Origin of the sequence: Sphingomonas citricola (assembly GCF_019429535.1) — a bacterium.
In the GTDB taxonomy this organism is placed as follows: domain Bacteria; phylum Pseudomonadota; class Alphaproteobacteria; order Sphingomonadales; family Sphingomonadaceae; genus Sphingomonas; species Sphingomonas citricola.
On the sequence record NZ_JAHXZM010000005.1, the window covers coordinates 110722 to 135462 of the forward strand.

The 24741-nt window shown below is 69.4% G+C and carries 25 protein-coding genes; 8 read left to right on the forward strand and 17 right to left on the reverse strand.

Annotated features, from left to right (window positions below; translation table 11 throughout):
- Position 1 precedes the first annotated feature (1 nt).
- Positions 2–1411 (reverse strand): serine hydrolase domain-containing protein, encoded by a 1410-nt coding sequence (locus KZ810_RS13310; protein WP_258044899.1) that lies wholly within the window; start codon positions 1409–1411, stop codon positions 2–4.
- A complete protein-coding gene (locus tag KZ810_RS13315; protein ID WP_219769607.1) occupies positions 1408–2502 on the reverse strand; it encodes an A/G-specific adenine glycosylase in 1095 nt (364 codons plus the stop codon). Before KZ810_RS13315 ends, KZ810_RS13310 begins: the two co-directional genes overlap by 4 nt.
- Before the next feature lie 26 nt (positions 2503–2528).
- Here KZ810_RS13315 and KZ810_RS13320 point away from each other — a divergent pair, with 26 nt between their 5' ends.
- Genes KZ810_RS13320 through smc form a run of 4 tightly spaced genes read left to right on the forward strand, consistent with a single transcriptional unit; the run spans position 2529 to position 7903 of the window.
- On the forward strand, positions 2529–3041 hold the full coding sequence (locus tag KZ810_RS13320; protein WP_373369166.1) for a DUF721 domain-containing protein: 513 nt from the start codon (positions 2529–2531) through the stop codon (positions 3039–3041).
- Positions 3038–3706: a thioredoxin domain-containing protein gene (locus tag KZ810_RS13325; RefSeq protein ID WP_219769609.1), complete on the forward strand. Its 669-nt coding sequence runs from the start codon at positions 3038–3040 to the stop codon at positions 3704–3706. Before KZ810_RS13320 ends, KZ810_RS13325 begins: the two co-directional genes overlap by 4 nt.
- A 30-nt stretch (positions 3707–3736) precedes the next feature.
- Positions 3737–4465 (forward strand): thioredoxin domain-containing protein, encoded by a 729-nt coding sequence (locus KZ810_RS13330; RefSeq protein ID WP_258044900.1) that lies wholly within the window; start codon positions 3737–3739, stop codon positions 4463–4465.
- Positions 4466–4495: 30 nt separating this feature from the next.
- Entirely contained in the window at positions 4496–7903 is a 3408-nt protein-coding gene (gene smc / locus KZ810_RS13335) for a chromosome segregation protein SMC (protein ID WP_219769611.1), read from the forward strand.
- On the opposite strand, the gene KZ810_RS13340 is transcribed toward smc, so the two are convergent.
- A complete protein-coding gene (locus KZ810_RS13340; protein WP_219769612.1) occupies positions 7845–9110 on the reverse strand; it encodes a glycosyltransferase family protein in 1266 nt (421 codons plus the stop codon). The genes smc and KZ810_RS13340 overlap by 59 nt on opposite strands.
- An 87-nt stretch (positions 9111–9197) precedes the next feature.
- Between KZ810_RS13340 and KZ810_RS13345 the strand changes: the two genes are divergently transcribed.
- On the forward strand, positions 9198–10445 hold the full coding sequence (locus KZ810_RS13345; protein ID WP_219769613.1) for a putative DNA modification/repair radical SAM protein: 1248 nt from the start codon (positions 9198–9200) through the stop codon (positions 10443–10445).
- A gap of 3 nt (positions 10446–10448) precedes the next feature.
- On the opposite strand, the gene KZ810_RS13350 is transcribed toward KZ810_RS13345, so the two are convergent.
- Entirely contained in the window at positions 10449–10934 is a 486-nt protein-coding gene (locus KZ810_RS13350) for a GNAT family N-acetyltransferase (protein ID WP_219769614.1), read from the reverse strand.
- 102 nt (positions 10935–11036) lie between these two features.
- On the opposite strand from KZ810_RS13350, the gene KZ810_RS13355 reads away from it, so the two are divergent.
- The gene (locus KZ810_RS13355; RefSeq protein ID WP_219769615.1) at positions 11037–12440 is read left to right on the forward strand and encodes a UdgX family uracil-DNA binding protein; all 1404 of its coding nucleotides are present in this window, start codon (positions 11037–11039) and stop codon (positions 12438–12440) included.
- Between the two features lie 97 nt (positions 12441–12537).
- Here the strand turns inward: KZ810_RS13355 and KZ810_RS13360 are convergent, their stop codons facing one another.
- A complete protein-coding gene (locus KZ810_RS13360; protein ID WP_219769616.1) occupies positions 12538–13332 on the reverse strand; it encodes an aldo/keto reductase in 795 nt (264 codons plus the stop codon).
- A 91-nt stretch (positions 13333–13423) separates the two neighbouring features.
- Here KZ810_RS13360 and KZ810_RS13365 point away from each other — a divergent pair, with 91 nt between their 5' ends.
- Positions 13424–14056, forward strand: a complete 633-nt coding sequence (locus KZ810_RS13365) for a DedA family protein (RefSeq protein ID WP_219769617.1) — start codon at positions 13424–13426, stop codon at positions 14054–14056.
- A gap of 23 nt (positions 14057–14079) precedes the next feature.
- Here the strand turns inward: KZ810_RS13365 and KZ810_RS13370 are convergent, their stop codons facing one another.
- The 9 genes from KZ810_RS13370 to KZ810_RS13410 all read right to left on the reverse strand — a co-directional run bounded on the left by KZ810_RS13370 (position 14080) and on the right by KZ810_RS13410 (position 20992).
- Positions 14080–14532, reverse strand: a complete 453-nt coding sequence (locus tag KZ810_RS13370) for a hypothetical protein (protein ID WP_219769618.1) — start codon at positions 14530–14532, stop codon at positions 14080–14082.
- A 9-nt stretch (positions 14533–14541) separates the two neighbouring features.
- Positions 14542–15075 (reverse strand): demethoxyubiquinone hydroxylase family protein, encoded by a 534-nt coding sequence (locus tag KZ810_RS13375; protein ID WP_219769619.1) that lies wholly within the window; start codon positions 15073–15075, stop codon positions 14542–14544.
- Complete coding sequence (locus KZ810_RS13380) at positions 15072–15566, reverse strand: disulfide bond formation protein B (protein WP_219769620.1); 495 nt, start codon at positions 15564–15566, stop codon at positions 15072–15074. Before KZ810_RS13380 ends, KZ810_RS13375 begins: the two co-directional genes overlap by 4 nt.
- Positions 15563–16942 carry a S41 family peptidase gene (locus KZ810_RS13385; RefSeq protein ID WP_219769621.1) on the reverse strand — a complete coding sequence of 460 codons (1380 nt, stop codon included), beginning with the start codon at positions 16940–16942 and terminating at the stop codon, positions 15563–15565. Before KZ810_RS13385 ends, KZ810_RS13380 begins: the two co-directional genes overlap by 4 nt.
- Before the next feature lie 115 nt (positions 16943–17057).
- Positions 17058–18188: a murein hydrolase activator EnvC family protein gene (locus KZ810_RS13390; RefSeq protein ID WP_219769622.1), complete on the reverse strand. Its 1131-nt coding sequence runs from the start codon at positions 18186–18188 to the stop codon at positions 17058–17060.
- A gap of 3 nt (positions 18189–18191) precedes the next feature.
- Entirely contained in the window at positions 18192–18614 is a 423-nt protein-coding gene (locus KZ810_RS13395; RefSeq protein ID WP_219769770.1) for a 23S rRNA (pseudouridine(1915)-N(3))-methyltransferase RlmH, read from the reverse strand.
- Position 18615: 1 nt separating this feature from the next.
- Positions 18616–18984 carry a ribosome silencing factor gene (rsfS, locus tag KZ810_RS13400; RefSeq protein ID WP_219769771.1) on the reverse strand — a complete coding sequence of 123 codons (369 nt, stop codon included), beginning with the start codon at positions 18982–18984 and terminating at the stop codon, positions 18616–18618.
- Between the two features lie 75 nt (positions 18985–19059).
- Complete coding sequence (locus KZ810_RS13405) at positions 19060–19710, reverse strand: nicotinate-nucleotide adenylyltransferase (RefSeq protein WP_219769623.1); 651 nt, start codon at positions 19708–19710, stop codon at positions 19060–19062.
- Between the two features lie 19 nt (positions 19711–19729).
- On the reverse strand, positions 19730–20992 hold the full coding sequence (locus KZ810_RS13410; protein ID WP_219769772.1) for a glutamate-5-semialdehyde dehydrogenase: 1263 nt from the start codon (positions 20990–20992) through the stop codon (positions 19730–19732).
- Between the two features lie 86 nt (positions 20993–21078).
- On the opposite strand from KZ810_RS13410, the gene msrB reads away from it, so the two are divergent.
- On the forward strand, positions 21079–21576 hold the full coding sequence (gene msrB, locus KZ810_RS13415; protein WP_219769624.1) for a peptide-methionine (R)-S-oxide reductase MsrB: 498 nt from the start codon (positions 21079–21081) through the stop codon (positions 21574–21576).
- 16 nt (positions 21577–21592) lie between these two features.
- Here the strand turns inward: msrB and KZ810_RS13420 are convergent, their stop codons facing one another.
- The 3 genes from KZ810_RS13420 to KZ810_RS13430 form a co-directional block, all read right to left on the reverse strand.
- Positions 21593–22102 carry a CHAP domain-containing protein gene (locus KZ810_RS13420; protein WP_219769773.1) on the reverse strand — a complete coding sequence of 170 codons (510 nt, stop codon included), beginning with the start codon at positions 22100–22102 and terminating at the stop codon, positions 21593–21595.
- 223 nt (positions 22103–22325) lie between these two features.
- Entirely contained in the window at positions 22326–23819 is a 1494-nt protein-coding gene (locus KZ810_RS13425) for an MFS transporter (RefSeq protein ID WP_308461553.1), read from the reverse strand.
- Positions 23816–24643: an SDR family NAD(P)-dependent oxidoreductase gene (locus tag KZ810_RS13430; protein ID WP_219769625.1), complete on the reverse strand. Its 828-nt coding sequence runs from the start codon at positions 24641–24643 to the stop codon at positions 23816–23818. The genes KZ810_RS13425 and KZ810_RS13430 overlap by 4 nt, the downstream gene beginning before the upstream one ends.
- Between the last annotated feature and the right edge of the window lie 98 nt (positions 24644–24741).

A 24741-nucleotide genomic window follows, 5' to 3' on the forward strand; every position in this document is an offset into this window, starting at 1 on the left:
CTCACGGGCGGCGCTGCTGCGCGGCGCGGGTGGCGGCATCGCGGCGCAATGTCACCCCGACCTGTTCGGCGAGGTTGAGGCTGCCGGGCGGGAAGATGTTGGTCATCGCGGTACCGCGGGTCTTGTCGATCGTGTTGACGAACGCGATCGTATTGGCCGCCCCGCTCCAGCTATAGGTGCCGCGCGCCGCGCCGCCGGGCACGTCTTCGATCTGCACGAACCCGCCCGCGCCGAAGCCCGCGCCCTTCTGCGTCCCCGGCGTATAACCGGTGAAGGTGACGCCCGCGGGCAGCAGGTTGGAGGTCGCGAGCCGCACCGTCTCGGGCTTCATCACCTCGACGCCGTCGAGCGTTCCGCCGTTCTGGATCATGTGGAGGAAGCGGTCGTAATCACGCGCCGTCGATACCAGCCCCGCGCCGCCATACGCGAAGCTCGGCGGGTCGAGGTACGGCGACGTCGCGGCGGGATCGAACGGCATCAAACGACCGGCGGCGGCGACGTAGAGCGTGGCGAACCGCCGCTGCTCGCCGGCGGGTACCTGCCAGCCGGTCGACGTCATGCGAAGCGGCGTGAGGATACGCGTCTGGACGAACCGTTCGAACGACATGCCGCTCGCGCGTTCGATCACCGCGCCCATCACGTCGAGCCCGATCGAATAGCTCCACTTCGTGCCCGGCTGCGCGATCAGCGGCAGTTGCGCGGCGCGATCGGCGAAGGCGAGCAGGCTAGTCGGTCGCGTGCGGCGCGCCTCGCGCTCGACCTCGGCGTTGACCTGCGCGGGGACGACGCCGAGCCGCTCGGTTTCCTTCAGCAGCGGGCCCTTAGCCAGGATGTTGTAGCTCAGCCCCGCCGAATGCGTCAGCAGCATGCGGATCGTGATCGGGCGCGTTGCCGGCACCGTCTCGAGCGAGGTATCGGGGTGGGTTAGGACGCGCATCGACGCGAACGCCGGGATGTACTTCGAGACGGGGTCGTCGAGCGCGATGCGGCGGTCCTGCACCAGCAGCATCGCGGCCATCCCCGTGATCGGCTTGGTCATCGAATAAACGCGCCACAGCGTGTCGGGACCGGCGGCCGGGGCGGTCGCATCGGTCGCGATACGCCCGGCGGAGAGATACAGCGTCGGCCCGTCGCCGTGACCGAACGCGCCCGCGACGCCTGGCGCGCGGTTCGTCGCGACGAGACGGTCGAACAGAGCCTGCGTCTCGGGCAGGAATATCCGGCCGAGCGTCCCGCCGGTCGGGACCGGCATCCGCGGGCGTGGAATCGCGGGCTGACGCGTGGCAGCGTCGGCGCGCGGGTTCGCCTGCGACGACGCCTCGCGCGCCACCGTCAGCCCGGCCACGAGCGCGAGCATCGCGCTTCCCGCCGCCACCCCGGCGCGTCCACGCATCCAACGAACCAGCGTCATCCTGCCTCCACCCCGCCCATCACCGCACGCGCCGCCTTGGCAAAGACGGTCGGCAGACCGGCTTCGCCGAGCGACGCGACCGGCCACCATTCGCCGATTTGTACCGTGCCATGCGCTTCGCCCGTCACCAGCGCAAGATCGAGCGTGAAGTGGGTGAAGCCGTGGCTGACCTGCGTGTTGAGTGCGCGCCAACACGTGTCGGCGGGCGCGCCGGCGAGGCCGGGAGGATCCTGCTCCCACGGGCCGGTCGGCAGAGCGCGCATCCCGCCGAGCAGGCCGCGATCGGGGCGGCGGACGAGCAGCACCTCGCTGCCGTTCGCGCCCTCGCGGGTCAGCCAGAAGATCGTGCCGTGGCGGTGCGGGCGGTCGGGCTTTGGTTTCTTGGCCGGGTAGCGCTCGGGCTCCCCCCGCGCGTGCGCGGCGCAATGCGCGACCAGCGGGCAGAGCAGGCATTGGGGGCGGCGAACAGTGCAGACCGCCTGGCCCAGGTCCATCATCGCTTGCGCGAAATCGCCAGCGCGGGCGTTGGGGGTGATCGTGTTGGTCGCGGCGCGGATCGCAGGGCGGGCGTTCGGCAGCGGGGTCGAAATCGCGAACAGGCGGGTGACCACGCGCTCGACGTTGGCGTCGACCACCACCGCGCGCTCCCCGAACGCGATCGCGGCGACCGCGGCGGCGGTGTAGGCGCCGAAGCCCGGCAGGCGGCGCAGCACTACTTCGGTTTCGGGCAGTCGACCGTTATGGTTGGCGGCGATGACGCGCGCAGCGGCGAGCAGGTTGCGCGCGCGGGCATAGTAGCCGAGGCCGGCCCAGGCCGCCATCACGTCGGCCTCGTCGGCGGCGGCGAGATCGGCGAAGGTCGGCCACCGCTGGACCCATGCGGTGAAACGGGGACGGACGGTCGCGACGGTGGTCTGCTGGAGCATCACCTCCGACAGCCAGACGCGGTACGGATCGGGCATCTCGCCGGGTCGGGCGCGCCACGGCAGGTCGCGACGGTGGCGATCGTACCAGTCGAGCAGCGCGGGCGCGACCGCGCGGGGATCGGCAGGACCATCGGCGGGGGGTGCGATCGAATCCTTGGCGTCCACGCGTTCGCTATGGCATGGGCGGGCGGATGAGCAAGCGCCCGCGCGCCCCCCTTTCCCCGCCCGAGCGCCAGAACCGGTCGCGCGCCGTGTCCGAGCTGCTGCCCGCGATCGGCGGCGCGGCGTTCCGGCGCTTCGGCTTCGTCCAGTCGGCGGTGGTCTCGCGCTGGCCCGAGATTGTCGGCGAGCGGCTGGCGGCGGTGAGTTCGCCCGAATCGATCCGCTTTCCGATGGGCAAGAAGCAGGACGGCACGCTGACGCTGACCTGCCGCGGTGCGCACGCGGTGATGATGCAGCACGTGATCCCCGAGATCACCGAGCGGGTGAACCGCTTCTTCGGTTATCACGCGGTCGCGCGGGTCACGATCCGTCAGGGCGAGATCACCAAGCGCGCACCCCGCCGGACCTTGCCCGAACTCGCGCCTGCCCCGGTCGAACTGGGCGCGAGCCTGAAAGCGATCGCCGATCCCGAGTTGAAAGCGGTGCTGGAGGCGCTTGCCTCGGGTGTCGCCAACCGTCCCGCGCTGCCCCAGGTGAAATGAAGACGATCCTGCCCCTCATCGCCGCGGCGTTGTTCGCCGCCTCCCCCACGGCCGCCGCCCCGCGCGCGTGGACTTCGGTCGCCGCACCGGTGGCAACCGGCAGTTATCTGATCGGCAATCCCAAGGCGCGGGTGCGGCTGGTCGAGATCCTGAGCTACACTTGCCCGCACTGCGCGCATTTCGCCGCCAAATCGGACGCGAGCATCAAGGCGATGGTACGGTCGGGCACGCTGGCAATCGAGTTGCGCAACCAGTTGCACGACAAGATCGACCTCGCGGCCGCGACGCTCGCGCGCTGTGCGGGGCCAGCGGCGTTCCCGGCGGTACATGCGGCATTCCTCGCCCGCCAGCGCGAGTGGATCGACCGCGCGATCGAATGGGATCAGGCGAATGGCGCACGCGTCGCGACCTATCCCCAGGCCGCGCAGCTACGCGCGCTGGCCGACGGCGCCGGGCTGACCGCGATCGCGCGCGAGGCGGGCGTGACGCCCGCTGCGATCGAGGCGTGCTTCGCGAACGAGAATGCGATGAACGCGACGCTCAAGGTCTCGCAATCGACCGAGGCGGCGGCGGGAACGCCCGCGTTCATCGTGAACGGCAAGATGATCCAGACGGTGACCTGGGCCCAGTTGCAGCCGATGCTGCGCGCCGCCGGCGCCCGATAAGCAAGCCCGAACAAGCAAGTGGAGTTGACCATGAAGCGTATCGCACTTCTCGCCGGCGCGCTGGCGCTGATGACCGGCTGCGGCGGCAGCAACGACGCGCCGAGCGCGCCCGCCGGTTCGGTCAAGGCCGCCGCTGCTCCCGCCGGGCAGGACTGGACGCAGACGGTGTCGCAGACGCCCGAGGGCGGGTTCGTCGCGGGCAATCCCAACGCGACCCTGAAGCTGGTCGAATATGGCTCGCGGCTGTGCCCGACGTGCGGCGCGTTCGCCAACACCGGCATGCGTCCGCTGATGGACAATTACGTCAAGACCGGGAAGGTCTCGTACGAATTCCGCGAATTCCTGGTCCACGGCGCACCCGACTTCCCGCCCGCGCTGCTGGGCCGCTGCGGCGGTACGCAGCCGTTCTTCCCGCTGCTGGAGGAGATGTTCGCCGCGCAGCCGACGATCCTGCCCAAGATGGAGGACGCGGGCGCGTTCCAGCAGGCGCAGCAGGGCAAGCCGCCGGCCGTGATGTTCACCGCATGGGCGGAAAAGCTCGGCTTCATCGATTTCGTCAAGCAGCGCGGCATTCCCGAGGCGCAAGCACGCGCGTGCCTGACCGACGAGAAGCAGATCGAAGCGCTGACCAAGTACATGGACGCCGGCACCGAGAAGGGCGTGCAGGGAACGCCGACGTTCTTCCTGAACGGCAAGAAGCTCGACAATGTCGTGACGTGGGACGGGGTCGAGGGCGCGCTCAAGACCGCGGGCGCGTAACCGCCCGGTAGCGCGCCGGGGGAAGCGCGCGTGCAGATCAAGCGGCTGCGGTTGACGGGGTTCAAGAGCTTCGTCGACCCCGCCGACCTCGTGATCGAGCCCGGGCTGACCGGCGTGGTCGGGCCGAACGGCTGTGGCAAGTCCAACCTGCTCGAAGCACTGCGCTGGACGATGGGGGAGAATTCCGCCCGTTCGCTGCGCGGCGCAGGCATGGAGGACGTGATTTTCGCGGGCACCGCGACGCGGCCCCCGCGCGATTTCGCCGAGGTGTCGATCCTGCTCGATACCGACGCGGGCGAGGAAGCGGAGGTCGTCCGCCGGATCGAGCGCGGCGCGGGCTCGGCCTACCGGATCGACGGGCGCGACGTGCGCGCGAAGGACGTGCAATTGCTGTTCGCGGATGCAGCGACCGGCGCGCACAGCCCCGCGCTCGTCAGCCAGAACCGAATCGGCGCGGTGATCGCGGCCAAGCCCGCCGACCGGCGCGCGATGCTGGAAGAGGCAGCAGGAATCGCGGGGCTCCACGTCCGCCGCCGCGATGCCGAGGCGCGGCTGCGCGCGACCGAGGCTAACCTCGAACGGCTCGACGCGGTGATCGCCGACACCGACGCGCGTGCGGGGACGCTTCGGAGACAGGCGCGCGCGGCGGAGCGGTACCGCGCGCTGTCCGACGCGATCCGCGTGGCGGAGGCGCGAACGATCTTCGCGCGCTGGCGCGAGGCGGATCGCGTAGCGGTCGCGGCACGCGACGACGCACGCGCGGCGGAGGCGGGCGCGGCAACCGCGCAAGTAGCACACGATGCCGCCGCGGCGGCGCAAGAGGCAGCGATCAAGGCCGCCGCGGTCCTGCGTGCCGACGCGCTCGCCGCACGCGACCGGGCCAGCGACGCCGCTGCGACGCTCGCGGCAGCGCGTGACGATGCCGCCGCGGCCGGGCGACGCCTCAGCGAACTGGATCAGGCCCGCGCGCGGATCGCCGAGGACCGCGCGCGCGAGGGTGCGCTGGCGAACGACGCCGCGGCGGCGCTGACGGCGTTGGCGGCGGACACTAAAGGGCTGGAGCGCGCGCTCGCCGACGCCGAGCGCGCGTTACCGGTGCTGGAGGCGGCGTTGAGCGCGGCGGAGCGCGCGGGGCGCGACGCGGAAGTGGCGTTGGCGCAGGCGCTGGCGACGCAGGCGAGCGAGCAGGCCGATGCGCGGGTCTCGCACGCGGCGCTGCAACAGGCGCAGGCGCGGCTGACGCGTGCCGAGCGCGAGCGGACCAGCGCGGCGGCAGCGATCGCGGCGGTCGCACACGGCGAACCGATCGTGGCCGAGCACGAGGCGGCAGTGGCGGCGGAAGCGCGCGCGCGCGACGTGCGGGAACGTGCGCTCGCCGCGCTGAGCGCGGCGGAGGAGACGGTACGCGCGGCAACCGAACGCAGGGACGTCGCCGAACGGGAACGCGCCGCCGCGCAGGCCGAGCGGGTCGCGCTCGAAGCCGAGGCGGCCACCTTGTCGCGCGCGCTCCACCGCGGCGGCACGCGTCACCGCATGCTCGATCTCGTCACCGTCACATCCGGTTATGAGCGCGCACTGGCGGCGGCATTGGGCGACGATCTGGACGTCGGGCTCGACGCGGGTGCCGCGGCCCGCTGGCAGGGCGCGGCGATGCTGGACGACGATCCCGCCGCGCCGGCCGGTGTCGAGCCGCTGTCGCGCTATGTCTCGGCGCCCGATGCGATGGCACGGCGGCTGGCGCAGGTGTTCGTGGTCGACGCCGACGACGGGCGCAACCTCGCGGTCGGGCAGCGCGTGGTGACGCGTGGCGGGGCGATGCGACGCTGGGACGGGCTGATCGCGACCGGGGGCGGGATCGCGGCGGCGGAGCGGCTCGAGCGGCAGAACCGGTTGGCGGCGATCGAGGCGGCGCTGCCTGACGCGCGCGCGGCGGCGGAGCGGACGGCAGTGGCGCTCGCCGCGGTAACCGAGGCGATCGCGGCGGCGCAGCGCGATGCAGGGCAGGCGCGCGCGGCAATCGCGCAGGCGGACGCGACGATCCGCGAGACGCAGGCGCGCCAATCGCGTGCCGACGTCATGCTGGAACGGATCGCGGGCCAGCGCGCCGATGCAGCGGAGCGCGAGGCGCGCGCGGCGCGCGAGTGCGACGAGGCCGCGAGCGACGTCGCGATCGCCGCGGCCGCGGTGGCGGCGCTTCCCGACACCGGCGCGACCGCGCGCGGCGTTGCGGGCCTGCGGCACGAGGATGCGGCGCGGCGGCAGGCAGTCGATATCGCGCGAGCGGCGCGGCAGGCGGGCGAACGGCAGGCAGCGGTGCTGCGCGAGCGGCTGGCGGGTGCGCAGGGCGATGCCAAGAGCTGGCGCGCACGCGCGGGCGATGCCGCGCGGCGGATCGCCGACATGGTGAAACGCGACGCCGAAGTCGCGCGCGAACTGGAATTGCTATCGCCCACGATCCCGCGATTGGCGCATGCGGTGACCGTTGCCGAGGAGGCACACGGAGCGGCACGCGCCGATGCCGACCGCCTCGCGCGCGACGAACAGGCCGGCGACCGCGCGCTGCGCGAGCGGGAAGCGGAGGCAAGGCGCGCGGGCGAGCTTCTGGCGGCGGCACGCGAGGCGCGCGCGGGGGCTGCGGCGCGCGCCGACCATCACGAGGCGCGACGCGTCGATCTCGGCCGCCACGCCGGCGAGCGGTTCGAATGCCCGGCCCCGGTGCTGCCCGAGCGGCTCGGTTTCGCGGCCACCGATGTCGGCACGCCCGACGCCGAAGCCGCCGCGTTCGAGCGGCAGACGCGCGAGCGCGAGCGGATGGGGCCGGTCAACCTCGTCGCCGCGCAGGAGCTGGCCGAGCTGGAGTCGGCGAGCGCGGGCAACGCCGCCGAGCGCGCCGAGCTAGGTCAGGCGGTCAACCGCCTGCGCGGATCGATCGGGACGCTCAACCGCGAGGGACGCCAGCGGCTGCTCGCGGCGTTCGAGGCGGTGGACGGGCATTTCCGGCAGTTGTTCACGACCTTGTTCGATGGCGGGCAGGCGCATCTCGAACTGATCGACTCGGATGACCCGCTCGAGGCGGGGCTGGAAATCATGGCGCAGCCGCCGGGCAAGCGGCTGCAATCGCTGACGCTTCTGTCGGGGGGCGAGCAGGCGTTGACCGCGGTGGCGCTGATCTTCGGGCTGTTCCTGACCAATCCAGCGCCGATCTGCGTGCTCGACGAGGTCGACGCGCCGCTGGACGATGCCAACATCGATCGTTTCTGCGCGCTGCTCGATCGCATGACGCGCGAGACGCGGACGCGTTACCTGGTCGTCACCCACAATGCGGTGACGATGAGCCGGATGCACCGCCTATTCGGGGTGACGATGGTCGAGCGCGGGGTCAGCCGGCTGGTATCGGTCGATCTGGGGCGGGCGGAACGGCTGATCGCGGCGGGGTGAGGCGCGTGATCCACGCGGGTGCGGGATCGCGCACCGCCGCCCAGATGATCCACAACACCGCGATGCCGCGGACGGCGGCGGCGGTGGCGACGTCGACCTGCGTCGCCGACGGCCACGCGCCCTCCATGCCCGCGAACAGCCAGAACTCCGCGAAATAGGCGAGCACATCACCGAGCAGGAACAACGCGAGCGGCCGCGCCCGCGTCGCGGTCAGCACCAGCAGCGGCCACAGCCACAGGTCGAATTGTGGCGACCACACCTTGTTGGTGAGCAGGAACCACGCGAGCACGGGGGTGAACAGCACCCACGGCTGCCGGCCATGCCGGCGCCAGCCAGCGAGCAGGATCGCGGCCGCCCCGAGCGCGAAGGCGATCAGTGCGAGCCGGTTCCGCGCCGGAATGTCGGTTGGGTACCAGCCGAACGTGTTCGCGAGCTCCCAAACACTCGCCGCGGTACCGCTGCGCTGCTGCGAGAAGGCGTAGAATTCGCTCCAGTTGGTGAAGGCGGTGGCGGCGACGGGCAGGTTGACCGCGCCCCAGGCAGCGATCGCGACGACGACGAGCAACACGGCGCGCATGACGTTGCTGCCGGCCCCGGCGCCGCGCCGGAACAGCGCGCGGAGCCCCAGAAGCGGCAACAGCAGCAGCGGGAACAGCTTGGCCGCGCCGCCGAGTGCCGCGAGCGCGGTGGCGCGCACGTCCTCCCCGCGCCGCGCCGCGAGCACGGCAGCGACCGCGAGGCTCGCGGCGAGCAGATCCCAGTTATGTGCAAGGTAGAGCACGAGCGGCGGCGCCAGCGCCCACGCATATTGGCGCAACCGGCCGACACCCGCGCGACGCATGAGGTGGAGGATCAGATAGGCAAAAGCGGTGTTGCCCAGCCACACCGCGGTCAGGAAATCGGCCGCGTCGGGGCGACCGAGCCCGAGGACGCGTGCGACCGGCCCCTCGCCCCAGATCAGCGCGCCGGTGAGGACGGGATATTCCATCCGCGCCTGGAAATACGGCACCTGCCCTGCCGCGACCCCGCGCAGTCCCCAGAACGGCACCGCATCGCTGTAGCAGCCGGTCGTATATTGCTCGCCGCCGATCCAGTAGGCACCGCAGTGAAGCTTGAACGCGAGCCCGGCGAGACAGGTGAACGCGAGCGCCCAGTACGGCGCTTCGTCGCCCAGCCGTTCGGTCCATCGATCGATCGTGTCGCGCATCGCGCAACGTCTTGGCGGAGCGCGTGCGGGGCGGCAAGCGAGCGTGCGCACCTCGACATTCAGCGCCTGCGAACATATATCGAACGCATGGCGCAGCTCGATGTCAAACAGAAGCTGGCGATCCTCGCTGACGCGGCGAAATACGACGCGTCATGCGCCTCGTCGGGCACGTCGAAGCGCGACAGCCGCGACGGCAAGGGGCTGGGTTCGACCGAGGGGATGGGCATCTGCCACGCCTATGCGCCCGATGGTCGCTGTATCTCGCTGCTCAAGATCCTGCTGACCAACAGCTGCATCTTCGACTGCCATTATTGCATCAATCGTAAGAGCTCGAACGTGCAGCGCGCGCGCTTTACCGCGGCCGAAGTCGTGAACCTCACGCTCTCCTTCTATCGGCGCAATTACATCGAGGGGCTGTTCCTCTCTTCGGGGATCATCTCCTCGCCCGATTACACGATGGAGCAGATTGTCGAGGTTGCGCGGAGCCTGCGCGAAGATCATCACTTTCGCGGCTATATCCACCTCAAGACGATCCCCGACGCCGATCCCGAACTGGTGCATCAGGCCGGGCTCTATGCCGACCGCGTCTCGATCAACGTCGAACTGCCGACCTCGAGCGGGTTGAAGCGGCTCGCGCCCGAGAAGGACGAAGCGCGGATCGAGGGCGCGATGCGCGGAGTAACGGCTTCGATCGCGGACCTCAGCGACGCGAAGGCGAAATACAAGTCGGCGCCCCGCTTCGCGCCCGCGGGACAGTCGACGCAGATGATCGTCGGCGCGGATGCGGCGACCGACGGCGACATCGTCGGTAAGGCATCGCAACTCTACGATCGCTTCAATCTGCGCCGGGTCTATTATTCGGCGTTCAGCCCGATCCCTGACGCGAGCGCGGTGCTGCCGCTGCAGCGCCCGCCGTTGATGCGTGAGCACCGACTGTACCAATCCGACTGGCTGATGCGCTTCTACGAATTTAAGCCGCACGAGGTCGTCGCCGCCACCGATGCCGCCACGGGGATGCTGCCGCTCGACATCGACCCCAAGCTCGCCTGGGCATTGAAGTTTCGCGAACATTTTCCCGTCGACGTCAACCGCGCCCCGCGCGAGACTTTGCTGCGCGTGCCCGGCCTGGGCGTGAAGGCGGTCAAGAACATTCTGGCGTCACGCCGCTGGCGGCGGTTGCGGCTGGACGACGTGGCACGGCTGACCGTGTCGATTGCGAAGATACGTCCGTTCATCGTCACGGACGATTGGCGTCCGGTGTCGCTGACCGACCGGGCGGAGCTGAAACCGCTGGTCGCGCCGAAGAAACAGCAGTTGGAATTGTTCGCCGCCTGACCGTCAGTCGAGCGATCGCGTCATCAGGTAATGGTGGATCGGAACACCTGCGAGGTCGAAGTCGCGACGCCGGTCCAGCGTGAACCCGTGGCGCGCGAACAACCCGCGCGCCAGCTCGCTCGCTTCGACGTACACGCTCGGGATACCGGCCGCGCAGGCGTGATCGAGCAGCGCGGTCAGCAACCGAGATGCGATCCCGGTGCCGGCTGCGTCGGGATGGCAGTATAGCAGGTCGACGTGGCCGTCGGCCTCGATATCGCCGAACGCCACGACGATGTCATGCGCGTCGACCGCGACCAAGGTGCGTCGACCATCCGCGGCGCGCGCGGCAAACCGGGCGGGATCAGGCCGGACGGGTGCCCAGGCGGCGACCTGCGCTGCCGAGTAGTGCCGCGGACCGAGAGTTCGCACGGCGAGGAAGAAGACGCGCGCCATCGCGGTCGCGTCCCCGGCGCGATAATCGCGGATCGAAAACGGTGCGGCCGTCATCCGCGTCAATATACCGGCGGTCTTTCTAGCGCGCTACGGGAGGGCCGGCGCGGCGACCGGCGCGACGCAACCGTAGTGGGTGTTCGCCGGTTGTTCGCATCGATGCGTGTCGTCACCCTGCCCCTGTCCGACGATTTCGACGCCTGGCGCGACGCGGCGCGGGGGCTTGTGACCGACGGTGTGCCGCCCGACGAGGTGGTCTGGCAGGTCGGCGACGTTCCGGGCGACCTGTTCGCGGCCGCGGGGGGCGATGCATCCGCGCCGCGGCATGATCCGACCACGCCCGCGTTGAAGGTATCACGCGCCTTCATCGACCTCGCGCGCAGCGTCGTGCTGCACAGCGATCCCGAACGGTTCGCGCTGCTCTACACTGCGCTTTATCGCCTTCGGCGCGAGCCCAAGCTCGTCGAGGATCAGGCCGACCCGCTGGTGCGACGGCTGGACGGGCTAGCCAAGCACGTGCGGCGTGACATTCACAAGATGCGCGCGTTTCTGCGCTTTCGCGAGGTGGACGATGGGGGCACACCGCGCTTCGTCGCGTGGTGGGAGCCCGACCATCATATCGTGCGCGCCAACGCCGCCTTCTTCGTCAACCGCTTCGCCAGCATGCGTTGGTCGATCCTGACACCCGAGATTTCGCTTTTCTGGGACGGTGCCGCACTGTCGCAAGGGCCCGGGGCCGCGCGCGGCGACGCCCCCGAGGGCGACCCGATCGAGGACGTGTGGAAGACCTATTACGCCAGCATCTTCAACCCCGCACGCGTCAAGGTCGGCGCGATGCTGAAGGAGATGCCGCGCAAATATTGGAAGAACATGCCGGAAACCGCGCTGGTCCCCGAATTGCTGGCGACCGCGCAGGCACGGGAGAGCGGAATGATCGAGCAGGCACGTACCAGCATCGGGGGCAACGCGCAGGCAGCGTGGGAAGCGCTGCGTGAAGAGGCAATGAGTTGCACGCGCTGCCACCTCTACAAGCACGCGACGCAGACGGTGTTCGGCGAGGGACCGGTCGGCGCGTCGATGATGTTCGTCGGCGAGCAGCCGGGTGACCAGGAGGATCTGGCCGGTCATCCCTTCGTCGGTCCCGCGGGTCAGGTGTTCAATCGCGCGCTGGCGGAAGCCGGGATCACCCGCGCGGAAACCTACGTCACCAATGCGGTCAAGCATTTCAAGTTCGAGCCGCGCGGCAAGCGTCGCATCCATGCCAAGCCCGACGCGGGCGAGATCACCGCGTGCCGCTGGTGGATCGAACAGGAACAGATGCTGCTGCGCCCCAAGGTGACGGTCGCGCTCGGCGCAACCGCGGCACGCAGCCTGTTCGGCAAGGCGATGACGATCGGGCGCGAGCGCGGCCGCGCGCTGACCTTGCCCGGCGAGGGTGGCGGGACCGCGTGGATCACGGTGCACCCGAGCTATCTGCTGCGCCTGCCCGACGAGGCGGCGAAGGCGGCGGAATATGCGAAGTTCGTCGAGGACCTGAAAGCGGCGCACGCGCTGGTTGGATAGCGCGGCCTTGCGCGTCAATCGTCCGATCGTGGGCGATATCAGCCGGCACGAACCGCCGGGTCAGATACGCCCCGCGGCACGGCGTCCCGGCAAACGATCAGAGTTCGTTGGGATGCGGCCCCATCCGACCGTCGCGATCATTCATTGCGTCGATCGCGGCGATGTCGTCGTCCGCCAGCTTCACCTCCTGCGCGGCGAAGTTGCTTGGCAGACGGTCGACATTCGCGGTCTTGGGAATGACCGAGAAGCCTTTCGCGAGATGCCACGCGATGATGACCTGCGCGGGGGTCGCGCCCAGACGATCGGCGATCGCAACGATACGGTCGTCCTTGAGCGTCTCGCCCTGGCCGAGCGGGCTCCAGCTCTGCGTTACGATGCCGTGGTCGGCGTGATAGGCCACGCAATCGCGCTGCTGGAAGGTCGGGTGAAGCTCGATCTGATTGACCGCGGGCGTGACGCCGGTTTCGGCGATGATACGGTCGAGATGCTCGGGCAGGAAGTTCGACACGCCGATCGATCGCGTCTTGCCAGCTTCGCGCAAGTCCACCAGCGCGCGCCACGCATCGACGTAATCGTCGGCTTCGGGGCGCGGCCAGTGGATCAGGTAGAGGTCGACCTCGTCGCGGCCGAGCAGCGCCAGGCTCTCGTCCAATGCAGCCGCGGCGTCGGCGTGGCGGTCGTTCCACAGCTTGGTGGTCAGGAACACGTCGTCGTGGACCAGCCCCTCCCCCACGCCGCGCTCGTTGTGATAGATCGCGGCGGTGTCGATCAGGCGGAAGCCCGCGTCGAGGCCGCCGCGGACGATCGCCGCGACCTGCGCGTCGGGGATTTGATAGGTGCCTAGGCCCAGTTGGGGTATCATGCGGGCGTCGTTGAGGGTCAGACTGGTCATGGGGTGACGAACCGTCGCTCACCGACGCGGTTCCGACGGGTTCGTTGAAAGCGGCTTCCTTTCACGCGCGCTTTCGCGCAAGCGCGCGGACATGGTCGAGAAGATCCTGGCTACGCTCGCGGCATTCGCCATCTCCGTCATCTCCGGCATGGGATATTGGGGGATCGCGCTGCTGATGGCGATCGAGAGCGCGTGCATCCCGCTGCCGTCCGAGATCATCATGCCGTTCGCGGGTTACCTGGTGTCGACCGGACGCTTCGAGTTGTTCGCTGCGGCGACCGCGGGGGCGATCGGATGCAATCTGGGGTCGATCGTGGCGTATGAGATCGGCCGGCGTGGCGGGCGTCCGCTCGCCGAGAAGTTCGGCCGCTACGTGCTGATCGGGCCCGGCGAGCTCGACATGGCCGATCGTTTCTTCAACAAATGGGGCGGCTGGGCGATCCTGATCGGGCGGATGCTGCCCGTCATCCGCACCTTTATCGCCTTTCCCGCGGGCGTCGCGCGAATGAAGCTGATCCCGTTCCACGTCTTCACGTTCGTCGGGTCATGGCCGTTCTGCCTGCTGCTCGCGTGGATCGGCATGAAGCTGGGTGACCAGTGGAACAGCGATCCGCGATTGAAGGCATTCTTTCACCGCGCCGATGCAGTGATTGGTGTCGTGCTGGTCGCCGCACTCGGTTTCTACATCTGGCACCGCGTCCGCGGGGTCCGGAAACACGGCTGAGCGGACGCGCGCGCCCGACCGCGTCAGGGCAGGTCGGGCGTTTCCGCCTTCTTCGCCGCCTGCCGTTCACGCTTCCACGCCGACAGGTCCTGCACGTTGCACCCAGTGGCACCCGCCGCGCCGACCGCCGAGCAGGTGCCGACGCCGGAATTGCCGACATTACGGTTCGCCTGCTCCTTGACGGCCCAGCTCGCGTTCTCGGGCGTCACCTCGAAGTTGCGGAGCTCCTTCGGAATACGGAACTGCTCCGCGGCGGGGCGGCGGACGCAGACGACGACTTCCTCGTTGTTGCTGTTCGTCGGGCAGCGCTCGTTACCGTAGAGGACGAGCACGCCGTTGACGGGCGCGCTCTTCGACACGCCCTCCGCCGCGGTTACCTTGGCGACGCGCGGCTGTGACGGCGACGGCGGACCGAGCCCCTGCGCCGAGGCCATCGTGGGCAGCGCCACCGCGAGCAGACCAATCAACGAACGCATGTGCCTTCCTCAGATACGCTTGGCCGCGGCGATCGCGACGCGGCAGCCGAGCCGGATCGCCGCCGACATGATCGGGTAACCGAACGCCTGCTCCGCCCCGTGCGCGAGCGCGGTGTCGCGGTGTTCGAGCTCCTCGGCCTGAAACTCGCGGATCGCATCGGACAGTTCGGGATCGCTGTCGCCGAGTTCGGTCAGCTGATCCTCGTAATGCTTGTCGATCTCGGTCTCGACCGCGGCAGTGCACGCCATCGCGGCATTGGGACCGATCGCCGCGGTCACCGCACCGAGCGCGAACCCGGCCACGTCCCAGAACGGCGCGAGCAAAGTCGGACGCACCCCGCGCTCGGCAATCATGCGATCAAAGAACGCACGGTGCTTCTCTTCCTGCAACGCCATGCCCGCGATCTCGCGCGCGATCGGACTGCGATGGCCCATCACCGCCAATTGACCCGCGTAGATGCGCGTCGCACCGAACTCGCCCGCCTGATCGACGCGGATCATCGATCCGCTCTTCGCCGGACGGTCACCCGGTTTCCACGTCATGCACGCCTCCTCAGCAGCCATCCGATCAACGCCGCTCCAATGAGCGACGCCGCGGCGTTCCATCCCGCCAGCGAGACGCCGAACAGCGACCACTGCGCGGCGTCACAGCGTACGATGGGGGCGGCGAGCAGATCCTTCAACATCGCGTCCGTCGAACGGCCCGCGCCGCTGATCGTCATGGTGCAGGCGGTGATGCCCTGCCACCAGTGATATTCGACGCCGGCGTGGAAGATGCCGATCAGGCCCGATACCGCGATCAGCGCCGCCGCCCCCGCGACCAGCGTCGCCTTCGTGCGCGCGCCGCCCGCGACGAACGACAGCGCGGCGAGCGCCAGCGCGCCGTAATGCGGCCAGCGCTGCCAATGGCACATCTCGCACGGATACAGGTGACCGATCAGCTGGAACGCCCACGCACCCGCCAGCAATGCGGCCGGCACCAGGAACGCGAGCGCGCGGGCGCGGCGTTGCGAGGCGTTCAGAACCGGCGTCACTTGCGCGGTGTTCCCGGCGCACGTGTCGGCGCGGCGTCGGGCTTCGTCATCGACGCCGTCACCGCCGCGACCTGCGAGGCACCACCGAGCCGCGCGACCGTCTTCAACGCGTACCAGAGCTGGAAGTCCTTGATCCCCTGCTTCTCCAGCACCGCCGGCGTCGCAGTGAAGCGGGGATCCTGCTTGATGTCCTCCTCCAGCACCGCATTGTCAGGCGACTTGATCTCGTTGATCAGGTGGCGGCGCAGATCGGCCTCGCGGAAGACGGGGCGCGTCTTGTAGTCGGGGTCGGACAATTGCGGCACACGGATGTCGGGCTCAATCCCGCCCTCCTGCACGCTGCGGCCCGACGGCGTGAAGTAACGCGCGGTGGTGAGGCGCAGTGCCGTGCGGGGCCCGAGCGGTAGCAGCGTCTGCACCGATCCCTTGCCGAACGTCTTCTCGCCCATGATCAGCGCGCGGTGATGATCCTGCAGCGCGCCCGCGACGATCTCGCTCGCCGACGCGGTACCCGAATCGGTCAGCACGACGATCGGCAGCCCTTTGGCATCGTCGCCCGGCTTGGCGAAGTAGCGCTCGATATCGGCCTTGTCGCGTCCCCGCTGCGAGACGATCTCGCCGTGATCGAGGAACGCGTCGCTGACCGCGATCGCCTGCGTCAGCAGGCCGCCGCCGTTCTCGCGCAGGTCGACGACGTAACCCAGCGGCTTGTGCCCGAGCGACTTGTCGATCGCCATGATCGCGGCGCGCGTATCGGCGCCGGTATTCTCGGAGAAGGTGTTGATGTTGATGTAGCCGACGTCGCCCTTCACCTCCCATTTGACCGGGCGCTGGACGATCACTTCGCGGACGAGCGTCACGTCGATCGGCTTGTCGCGACCCGGACGGATCAGCGTCAGCATGACCTTCGATCCGGGCTTCCCGCGCATCTGCGACGTCGCCTCGTCGAGCGTGCCGCCGTAGATCAGCTTGCCGTCGATGTGCGTGATGTAATCGCCCGACTTGATGCCTGCGCGGCCCGCGGGCGTATCCTCCTGCGGCGCGACGACCTTGACCGCGCCGTCCTCCATTGAGACGGTCAGGCCCAGCCCGCCGTAATTGCCCTCCGTCATGATCCGCAGATTGTCGAAGTCGGACGCGTCGACGTAGCTGGAATGCGGGTCGAGCGCGGCGAGCATGCCGTCGATCGCGCCCTTCACTAATTGTTCGTCGGTGACCTTGTCGACGTAGTCGGCCTTCACGCGATTGTAGACGTCGAGGAACTTGTCGAGTTCGCGGTAGGTGCTGGTGTCGGCGGCGGCCATCGCGCCGGTGGCGACGGGCACGAGCGCGACCGTCGCGACGAGGGCAGTGGCCTGGAGCAGTTTCGACTTCATGCGGTGGGCGCTTGATCCTCGAGGGCGATGGGCTCGCCGTGTAGCGGAAAACCGAGCCGTATCAAAGCGGCACGCGGCTGAACCGCGGCTGAGCGGGACCGCGCATCGCGGGTCGTCAGATCAGCATCGTCAGGTCAACGGGGCGGCCGCGGCGGCGAAGTTCGACCGTGACCTGAGGGGGCTCGCCCGCCCCCGCAGTACCGATCAGCGCGCCCGCCGCGACGGGTTGTTCGCGGGTGACCGACAACCTACCGAGACCGGCGAGCAGCGTGACCCAGCCCTGCCCGTGGTCGATGATGACCACTGTGCCGAACCCGCGAAAGGGCCGCGCGAAGACGATCCGTCCCGCCGCCGGTGCGACGACGCGCGCGGCGGGTGCGACCGCGAAGGTCAATCCGCGCGCGCGCACACCATTGTCCGACAGTTCACCGAAGCCGGTGACGAGCCGGCCCGCGACGGGCAACCGATACGGCGCGACGTCTGGTGCGCGAACCGCTGCGATCGGCGGACCGGGCAATGCGACCAGGCTGGCAAGCGTGCCCTGCGCATCGCCGACCCCGCGCAATCGATCGACGATGTCGCGCGCGCGCTCGCCCAATGCCAGCGCACGATCGGAAGCGGTACCCGCGTCGAGCGGCTCGTCGCGCAGGCTCGCCAGCGCGCGGCGCGCGCCGAGCAGTTGCGTGCGGCCCGACCCCAGCTCCGCCTGCGCCGCCGCCGCGCTGGCATGAAGCGCGCGCGTCTCCGCCAGCTCGCCGCGGATCGCGCCGGTACGCTGCCGCACGAGGGGAAGCGCGGATCCCAGCACGGCGCGCACGTGGACGAGATCGTCGAGGCTGCCGGGCTGGACGATCGCGACCGCCGCGGGGCGACGCGCGAGCGCGGTGAGCCCCGTCAGCAGCCGCGCGATGGGTGCCTGTTGTGCCGCGAGCTGCCGCCGCTGATCGACGAGCGCGGAGTCCATGAGTCGCGTACGCAGTCCCGCGATCGCGATCTCGGCTTCGGCGACCTCGACCCGCGCCTCCAGCGCCGCCTCGCGCAGGCGGGCGCGGCGCGTGGGGTTGCCCGTCGCGGCGGCAGCGCGGTCGGCCTGCGTCGCGCGGCGCTGCGCCGCGACGCGGTTCGCCTGCGCGGCACGAAGCGAGGCAGAGGATGCCTGCTCCGGCGCGGCGGTCGCCTGCGCGACGATGCCGAGCAACGCGGTGCTGAGCGATACCGCGGCCAACGCGCTGATCAGGCGCCGCATCGCCTAACCTTCGCGGTGATAGGGATGATTGGCGAGGATGCTAATCGCGCGGAACAACTGCTCCGCCAGCATCGCGCGCGCCAGCAGGTGCGGCCAAGTCGCGCGACCGAAGGAGACGAGCAGGTCGGCCTCCGCCCGGTCGGCGTCGCCGAACCCGTCCGCTGCACCCAGGAGAAACCGCGCCTCCCGCACGCCGTCGTCGCGCCAGCGGCCGAGCGTGTTCGCGAAGGCCGTTGACCCGAGCACCTCACCCTTTTCGTCGAGTAGGACACGACGGCTGTGCGCGACGCGGTCGGGCTCTCGTCCGCCCTGGTCGGGCAATTCGGTCACGCGGGTCGGCCAGCTGATCCGCTTCAGATAGCGCTCGACCAGCTCCGCTTCGGGGGAGCGGCCGATCCGCCCCCTGGCCACGATGTGGAGCAGCAGGTCAGGCGTTCCCCGCGGGGGCCGCGATGGCCGCGTCCTGCGCCGGCGCAGCGGGTGCATCGCCGAACGACCACATGCGTTCCAGATTGTAGAAGGTGCGCACTTCGGGGCGGAACAGGTGGACGATCACGTCGCCGGCGTCGATCAGGACCCAGTCGGCGGTCGGCAGCCCCTCGATCCGCGCGGAACGCCCGGTCTCGCGCTTAACCTTCTCCGCGAGCTTGGCCGCCATCGACGCGACCTGGCGCGTCGAGCGACCCGACGCGATCACCATATAATCCGCGATCGACGACTTGCCCGCGAGCGGGATCGAGATCGTATCGACGGCCTGATCGTCGTCTAGTGACTGCAGAACGAGCCGATGCAACATCTCGATCTGTTCGGAGTCGGGCGATCGGTTTGCGGCATCGGACGCGAGAACGGGGGTGGCGGGCAAGTTTGCTCCTCAATTTGCCGGTTCAGGTAAGGATATGGGGGCACGAACCGTTGGTGCCATGTCTTTGTGGGGCATGAAGCGTTCATGCCATGATGGATCGGCGGCGCGCTTGAGCGTCGCGGAGGTTCGGTCCGGGCGGAAACGCAGCAGCACCAGTGCCGGCACACTCCATTGCGTCCAGTCCGTGGCTCGACGTGACAGATGTCCGAAGCGCCGCAGCCACGCCATCGCGGGGGCCGCGGCGGCGCGCGCATCATATCCGGGGCGTGCAACAACCGCAATCGGCATCGTGCGCGCGATCTCGCGCCAGCGACGCCAGGCGGAGAACTGTACCAGATTGTCCGCGCCCATGATCCAGACGAAGCGATCGCGCGGGTAGCGCCGCGTGATCATCCGAAGCGTATCGACGGTGTAGCGCGTGCCCAACCGCGTTTCGACGTCGCTCGCGCGGATCCGGCTGCGGCGTGCCATCAGCCGGGCCGAGGCGAGCCGCGCGGCGAACGGTGCCATCCCGGCGGCGGGCTTCAGCGGATTGCCCGGCGATACCAGCCACCAAAGTTCGTCGAGCGCCAGCGCGTCGATCGCGGCGAGCGAGATGCGGCGGTGACCCGAGTGCGCGGGATTGAACGACCCGCCCAGAAGGCCGATGCGGCGCGTCACGGCCGCGTGCTTCCCGTCATCACCCGCGAACCTGCCCGGTGCCGCGGCCGACCCATTTGTAGGTCGTCAGCCCCTCGAGCGCGACGGGGCCGCGCGCATGGAGCCGACCCGTCGCGATGCCGATCTCCGCGCCGAGCCCGAATTCGCCGCCGTCGGCGAACTGGGTGGAAGCGTTCCACAGCACGATCGCGCTGTCGCAGCGCGCGAGGAACCGCTCCGCCGCCTGCGCGTCGCCCGCGACGATCGCGTCGGTGTGGCCCGAGCCGTGACGCGCGACGTGCGCGAGTGCCGCGTCCACACCGTCCACCAGCGCGACCGAGGAAATCGCGTCGAGATACTCGGTATCCCAATCGGCGGCGCTGGCCGAAACCACGCCCGGCACGAGCGCACCGATCGCATCGTCGCCGCGCACCTCGCAACCGGCGTGCCGCAACGCCCCGACCAGCATGGCCGGATCGGCGAAGTCGCGGTCGATCAGCAGCGTCTCCATCGCGCCGCAGATACCGGTGCGGCGCATTTTCGCATCGAGCACGATCGCGCGCGCCATGTCGGGGTCGGCCGAAGCGTGGACGTAGACGTGATTGATCCCGTCAAGATGCGCGAGGACCGGCACGCGTGCCTCGGCCTGGACACGCGCGACCAGGTTCTTGCCGCCGCGCGGAATGATCAGGTCGATCAATCCGTCCGCGGCGAGCATCGCGCCGACCGCGGCGCGATCGGTCGTCGGAACCAATTGCACCGCCTCCGTCGGCAATCCCGCCGCGGCGAGCCCCGTAACGAAGGCGGCGTGGATCGCGCGGTTGCTCTCGATCGCCTCCGATCCGCCGCGCAGGACCACCGCATTGCCGGCGCGGACGCATAAAGCGGCGGCGTCGGCGGTGACGTTGGGCCGGCTCTCGTAGATGATGCCGATCACCCCGATCGGGACGCGGACGCGCGAGAGGACGAGGCCGTTCGGGCGCGTCGCCGTATCGATCACCTGCCCCAGCGGATCGGCAAGCGCGGCCACCGCCGCCACGCCGCCCGCGATCGCCTCCACCCGCGCGGGGTCGAGCCGCAGCCGGTCGAGCATCGCGTCGGAAAGCCCGGCGTCCCGGGCGCGCGCGACGTCGATCGCGTTGGCGGCAAGGATCGCGCCCGCCGCGGCGCACAGTGCCTCGGCGGCGTGCGACAATGCCGCGGCGCGACGGGCATCGGAGGCGCAGGCAAGCATTGCGCCGGCACGACGCGCGCCCTCTCCCATGCGTGCGATCAGCGCGGTGGAAGCGTCGGGGTCGAGCATTGCCGGGGGCGCTAGCACGAAATCTTCCGCGACGCACGGCGGGCGGCGCCACTGGCGGGCGGGCGGCTGCTACTTACATAGGTTGCATGACTGAGCATTCTGTCGATCGCCGCCGCTTTCTCGCCGTTGCCGGCATGGGCGCTGCCGCCACCAGCCTGATGGCGTGCGGCGCGCGTTCGGCCGCCGCGGCGGAGCATTTTCCACTCACCAAAAGCGACGCGCAATGGCGCGCCCAGCTCGGCCCCGCGGCCTATCAGGTTCTACGCGAGGAGGGCACCGAACGACCGTATTCGAGCCCGCTCAACAGCGAACACCGCGCAGGCGTCTTCGCGTGCAAGGGCTGCGCGCGGCCGCTGTTCTCTAGCAAGACGAAGTTCGAGAGCGGCACCGGCTGGCCGAGCTTCTGGGCACCGCTCAAGGGTGCGGTGGCGACGCGGCGGGATTCGACGCTCGGCATGGTTCGGACCGAGGTTCATTGCCCGCGGTGCGGCGGGCATCTTGGCCACGTATTCGACGATGGCCCCAAGCCGACCGGGCTGCGTTATTGCATGAACGGGGCGGCGATGACCTTCCGCCCCGCCTAATCGCGTGGTCGCGCGGTCAGCGGGCCGATGCGAGCGCGACGCCGGTCACGACGTGGATCGGGGCGTTGGTTGCGATCGTCATCGCCGGCAGGGTCGGCTCGGCGGTGGCCGGCTCGGCTGCGGGCGATCCGTGCGCGTAGATGAAACCCTGAACCGGGTTCACCGAGGTACCGAGATCGTGGTTGGCGGCGTACCACACGCGAACCTGGCTCCAGTCCCCGGCGGGCGACACGTCCACCGCGCGCACGTCGCGCTCGATCCCGCCGCGCGTCGACCAATTGGCGTGGGTTAGCAGAACCTCGCGGTTGCTGACGATGCGGCTGACCATCGCAACGTGACCGACGCGCATCCGCGACGTCGCCTTGAACGCCATGACCGCGCCGACGGCTGGCGTGTTGCCGCGGTCGTAACGGCCCGCGGCCTGGCCCCACCAGGTGTTCGCATTGCCGCGAAGATCGATGCCCGACACTTCGCGCGCGAACGGCACGCACTGCAGATACTTCGCCGAGGCGGGGACCGCCGTCATCAGGGTGCAGGAAACCACCAGCGCGAAACGCGCTGCCAACGACTTCAAGTTCACGGGAGCCCCCCGGCCAGATGACAGTGTTGAGCTGCTGCTAGCCTGGGGTGTTCAAAACAACAAACGCCGCCGGAACCTTTTCCGATGAATTGAGTAACCGCGGCGACGAACCGGGTTTTGACCGCTTATCGGTGTAGAAACACTGTCCTTTTTTCCGCGATCACCGGGATCAGGCGAACGGTTCGCGCGGTGCGGAATCGATCACTGGCGCTCCGGTCAACCGCTCCATGCGCAACGTGTGCTCGGTGCGCCCGAAGGGGAAGCGCGTGTAGAAGAACGCCGCGAGACAGGCGAGCACGGCGTAGCAGCCCGCGTAGATCAGCATCAGCCGGTCGAGCACCTCGACGGGCACCTGCCCCGGCACCGCCTTTGCCGGGAAACCCGCCGCGGTCAGGATCAGGCTGCACACGAAGATGCCGACCCCGCTGGTGCATTTCTGAATGAAGAACCCGCCGGCGAAGAACACGCCCTCCGATCGCCGCCCGGTCTTGACCTCCGAATCCTCCACCACGTCGGCCATCATCGAGGCGCCGAGGATATAGGCCGTGACGCCGCAACCCGTACCCGCCGCGACGAGCGCGAACAGCAGCGGCAGCATGACCGGACTGCCCACCGCCGGAAAAAGCCCCGCGAGTTTCAGCCAATAGGGCATCGTCCCGAACGCCATGCCGAGCAGCGCCGCGGTCGCGGCGGCGCGCGGCTTGCTGGTCGCCATCCCGATTCGCGGTGCCGCGACGAACGCGCACGCGACGCCCGCGAACAGCGACAGGCTGAGCAGCACGAACGTCAGCCCGCGAAAGCCCCAGATATAGGTGTAGAGGTAATTGGAGATCGCGTAGATAATCCCCTGTGCGGTGTAGGCGAACAGCCCCGCGAGCATCAGCGTGACGAACGCGCGGTTCTGCACGGTCTGCAGCATCTCGCGGAAATTGTCGCCGAGCGACTGGCGCACTGCGGGCGGCTTGGGCAGGTTCGGGATCTCCTTGTGCGTGCCGGTCGCCGAGATAAGGATCGTGACGCCCATGAACAGCGCGCCGGCGAGCGCGAAACCCTTGTACCCATCACGGTTAAGCAGACCGTTGGGGAAACCCGGCGCGGGCGCCAAGAAATACAGATAGGCGCTGACCAGCATCACCAGCCCGCCGGCCCAACCGAACAGGTACCGGTACGCCATGATGCGTGTGCGCTCGTCGTAATCGCCCGATAGTTCGGCGGCGAGTGCCTGGCTCGGCACCTCATAGGCGCTGACGGCGGAGCGGACGAGCACCGCGACCGCGAAGAGCCAGCCGAGGATCACCTTTTCCGACGCCTGCGGCGGGTTCCACAGCATCAGCCAGCCGAGCATAATCGGCAGCGCGGCGCCGTACATCCACGGGTGGCGCCGGCCCCAGCGACTGCGCGTCCGGTCGGAGAAGAAACCGACCGTCGGATCGACGAACGCGTCGATGATCAGGGCGCACATGATGACCAGCCCGACGGTCGCGGCCGGCACGCCGATCACCTGATTGTAGAACAGGAGGAGGAACGTCCCGAAGCCCGAATCCTTCACTCCGTAGGCGGCGGCGCCGACCCCGTAGCTCGCCATCGTCGCGGGCGAGAGGCGACGCAGTTTCGGTGCGTTGCCGGCAGGTGCGCCCGCGTCGACACCCGCCGCAACGCTCACTGAAACGCTTCCAGCGCGGAGAACAGCGACGGCTGGGTCGCATCCCAGCTCGCGCGCGTGCCGATCGTCAGCCCGCCGTCGACGACGATCGACGTACCGGTGACGAAGGCGGCGTCGTCGCTGGCGAGATAGGCGACCGCGGCGGCGATGTCTTCGGGCCGCCCGGCGCGCTTCACCGGCTGCGCATGCGCCGCGATCCCCGCGATCGCCTGATTGGCCTGCGCGCGCTTTTCCTCGGGCACGTCGAGGTGACGCGTGAAGATGTTGGTGGTGATGAAGCCCGGGATCACCGCGTTGACGCGGATGTCGTGCGCGGCGAGGTCGGCGGCGGCGAGTTTCGTCAGGTGGAGCACGCCCGCCTTAGCGGTCGAATAGGCGATCGGTGCGTAGCCCGAACCGAGGGCGGATACGCTCGACGTATTGACGATCGCGCCGCCGCCGCGTTTCGCCATCAAGGGCGCGGCGTAACGGATGCCAAGCGCGACCGAGCGGAGCAGCAGCGTCTGCGTCCGGTCCCAGTCATCAGGCGCGATCTCGTCGATCTTCTCGCGCGCGCCGCCCGCGCCTGCGTTGTTGAACAGGATATTGACCCCGCCGGCATCGTCGGCGGCCTGGAGCAGCGCAGCGATCGCCTCCGCATTCGTGACGTCGGTGTGGCGGAAATGGATACGCCCGTTGGAGGTCGCCGCGATCTCCTCCCCCGCGGCCGTATCGATGTCGCCGATCCAGACCTCGGCGCCTTCCTCAACCAGTCGAATGGCGGTCGCGCGGCCGATGCCCGATGCACCACCCGTCACGACCGCGCGCTTACCAGCAAGCCGCATCCGCTCTCCTTTTCCCCGGTCCCGTCGATCATGAGCCGGTGTTTTCAGCATCATAGTATGGGGTATTGCCGTGTCAATCCATCGCGGTTCGAATGTCC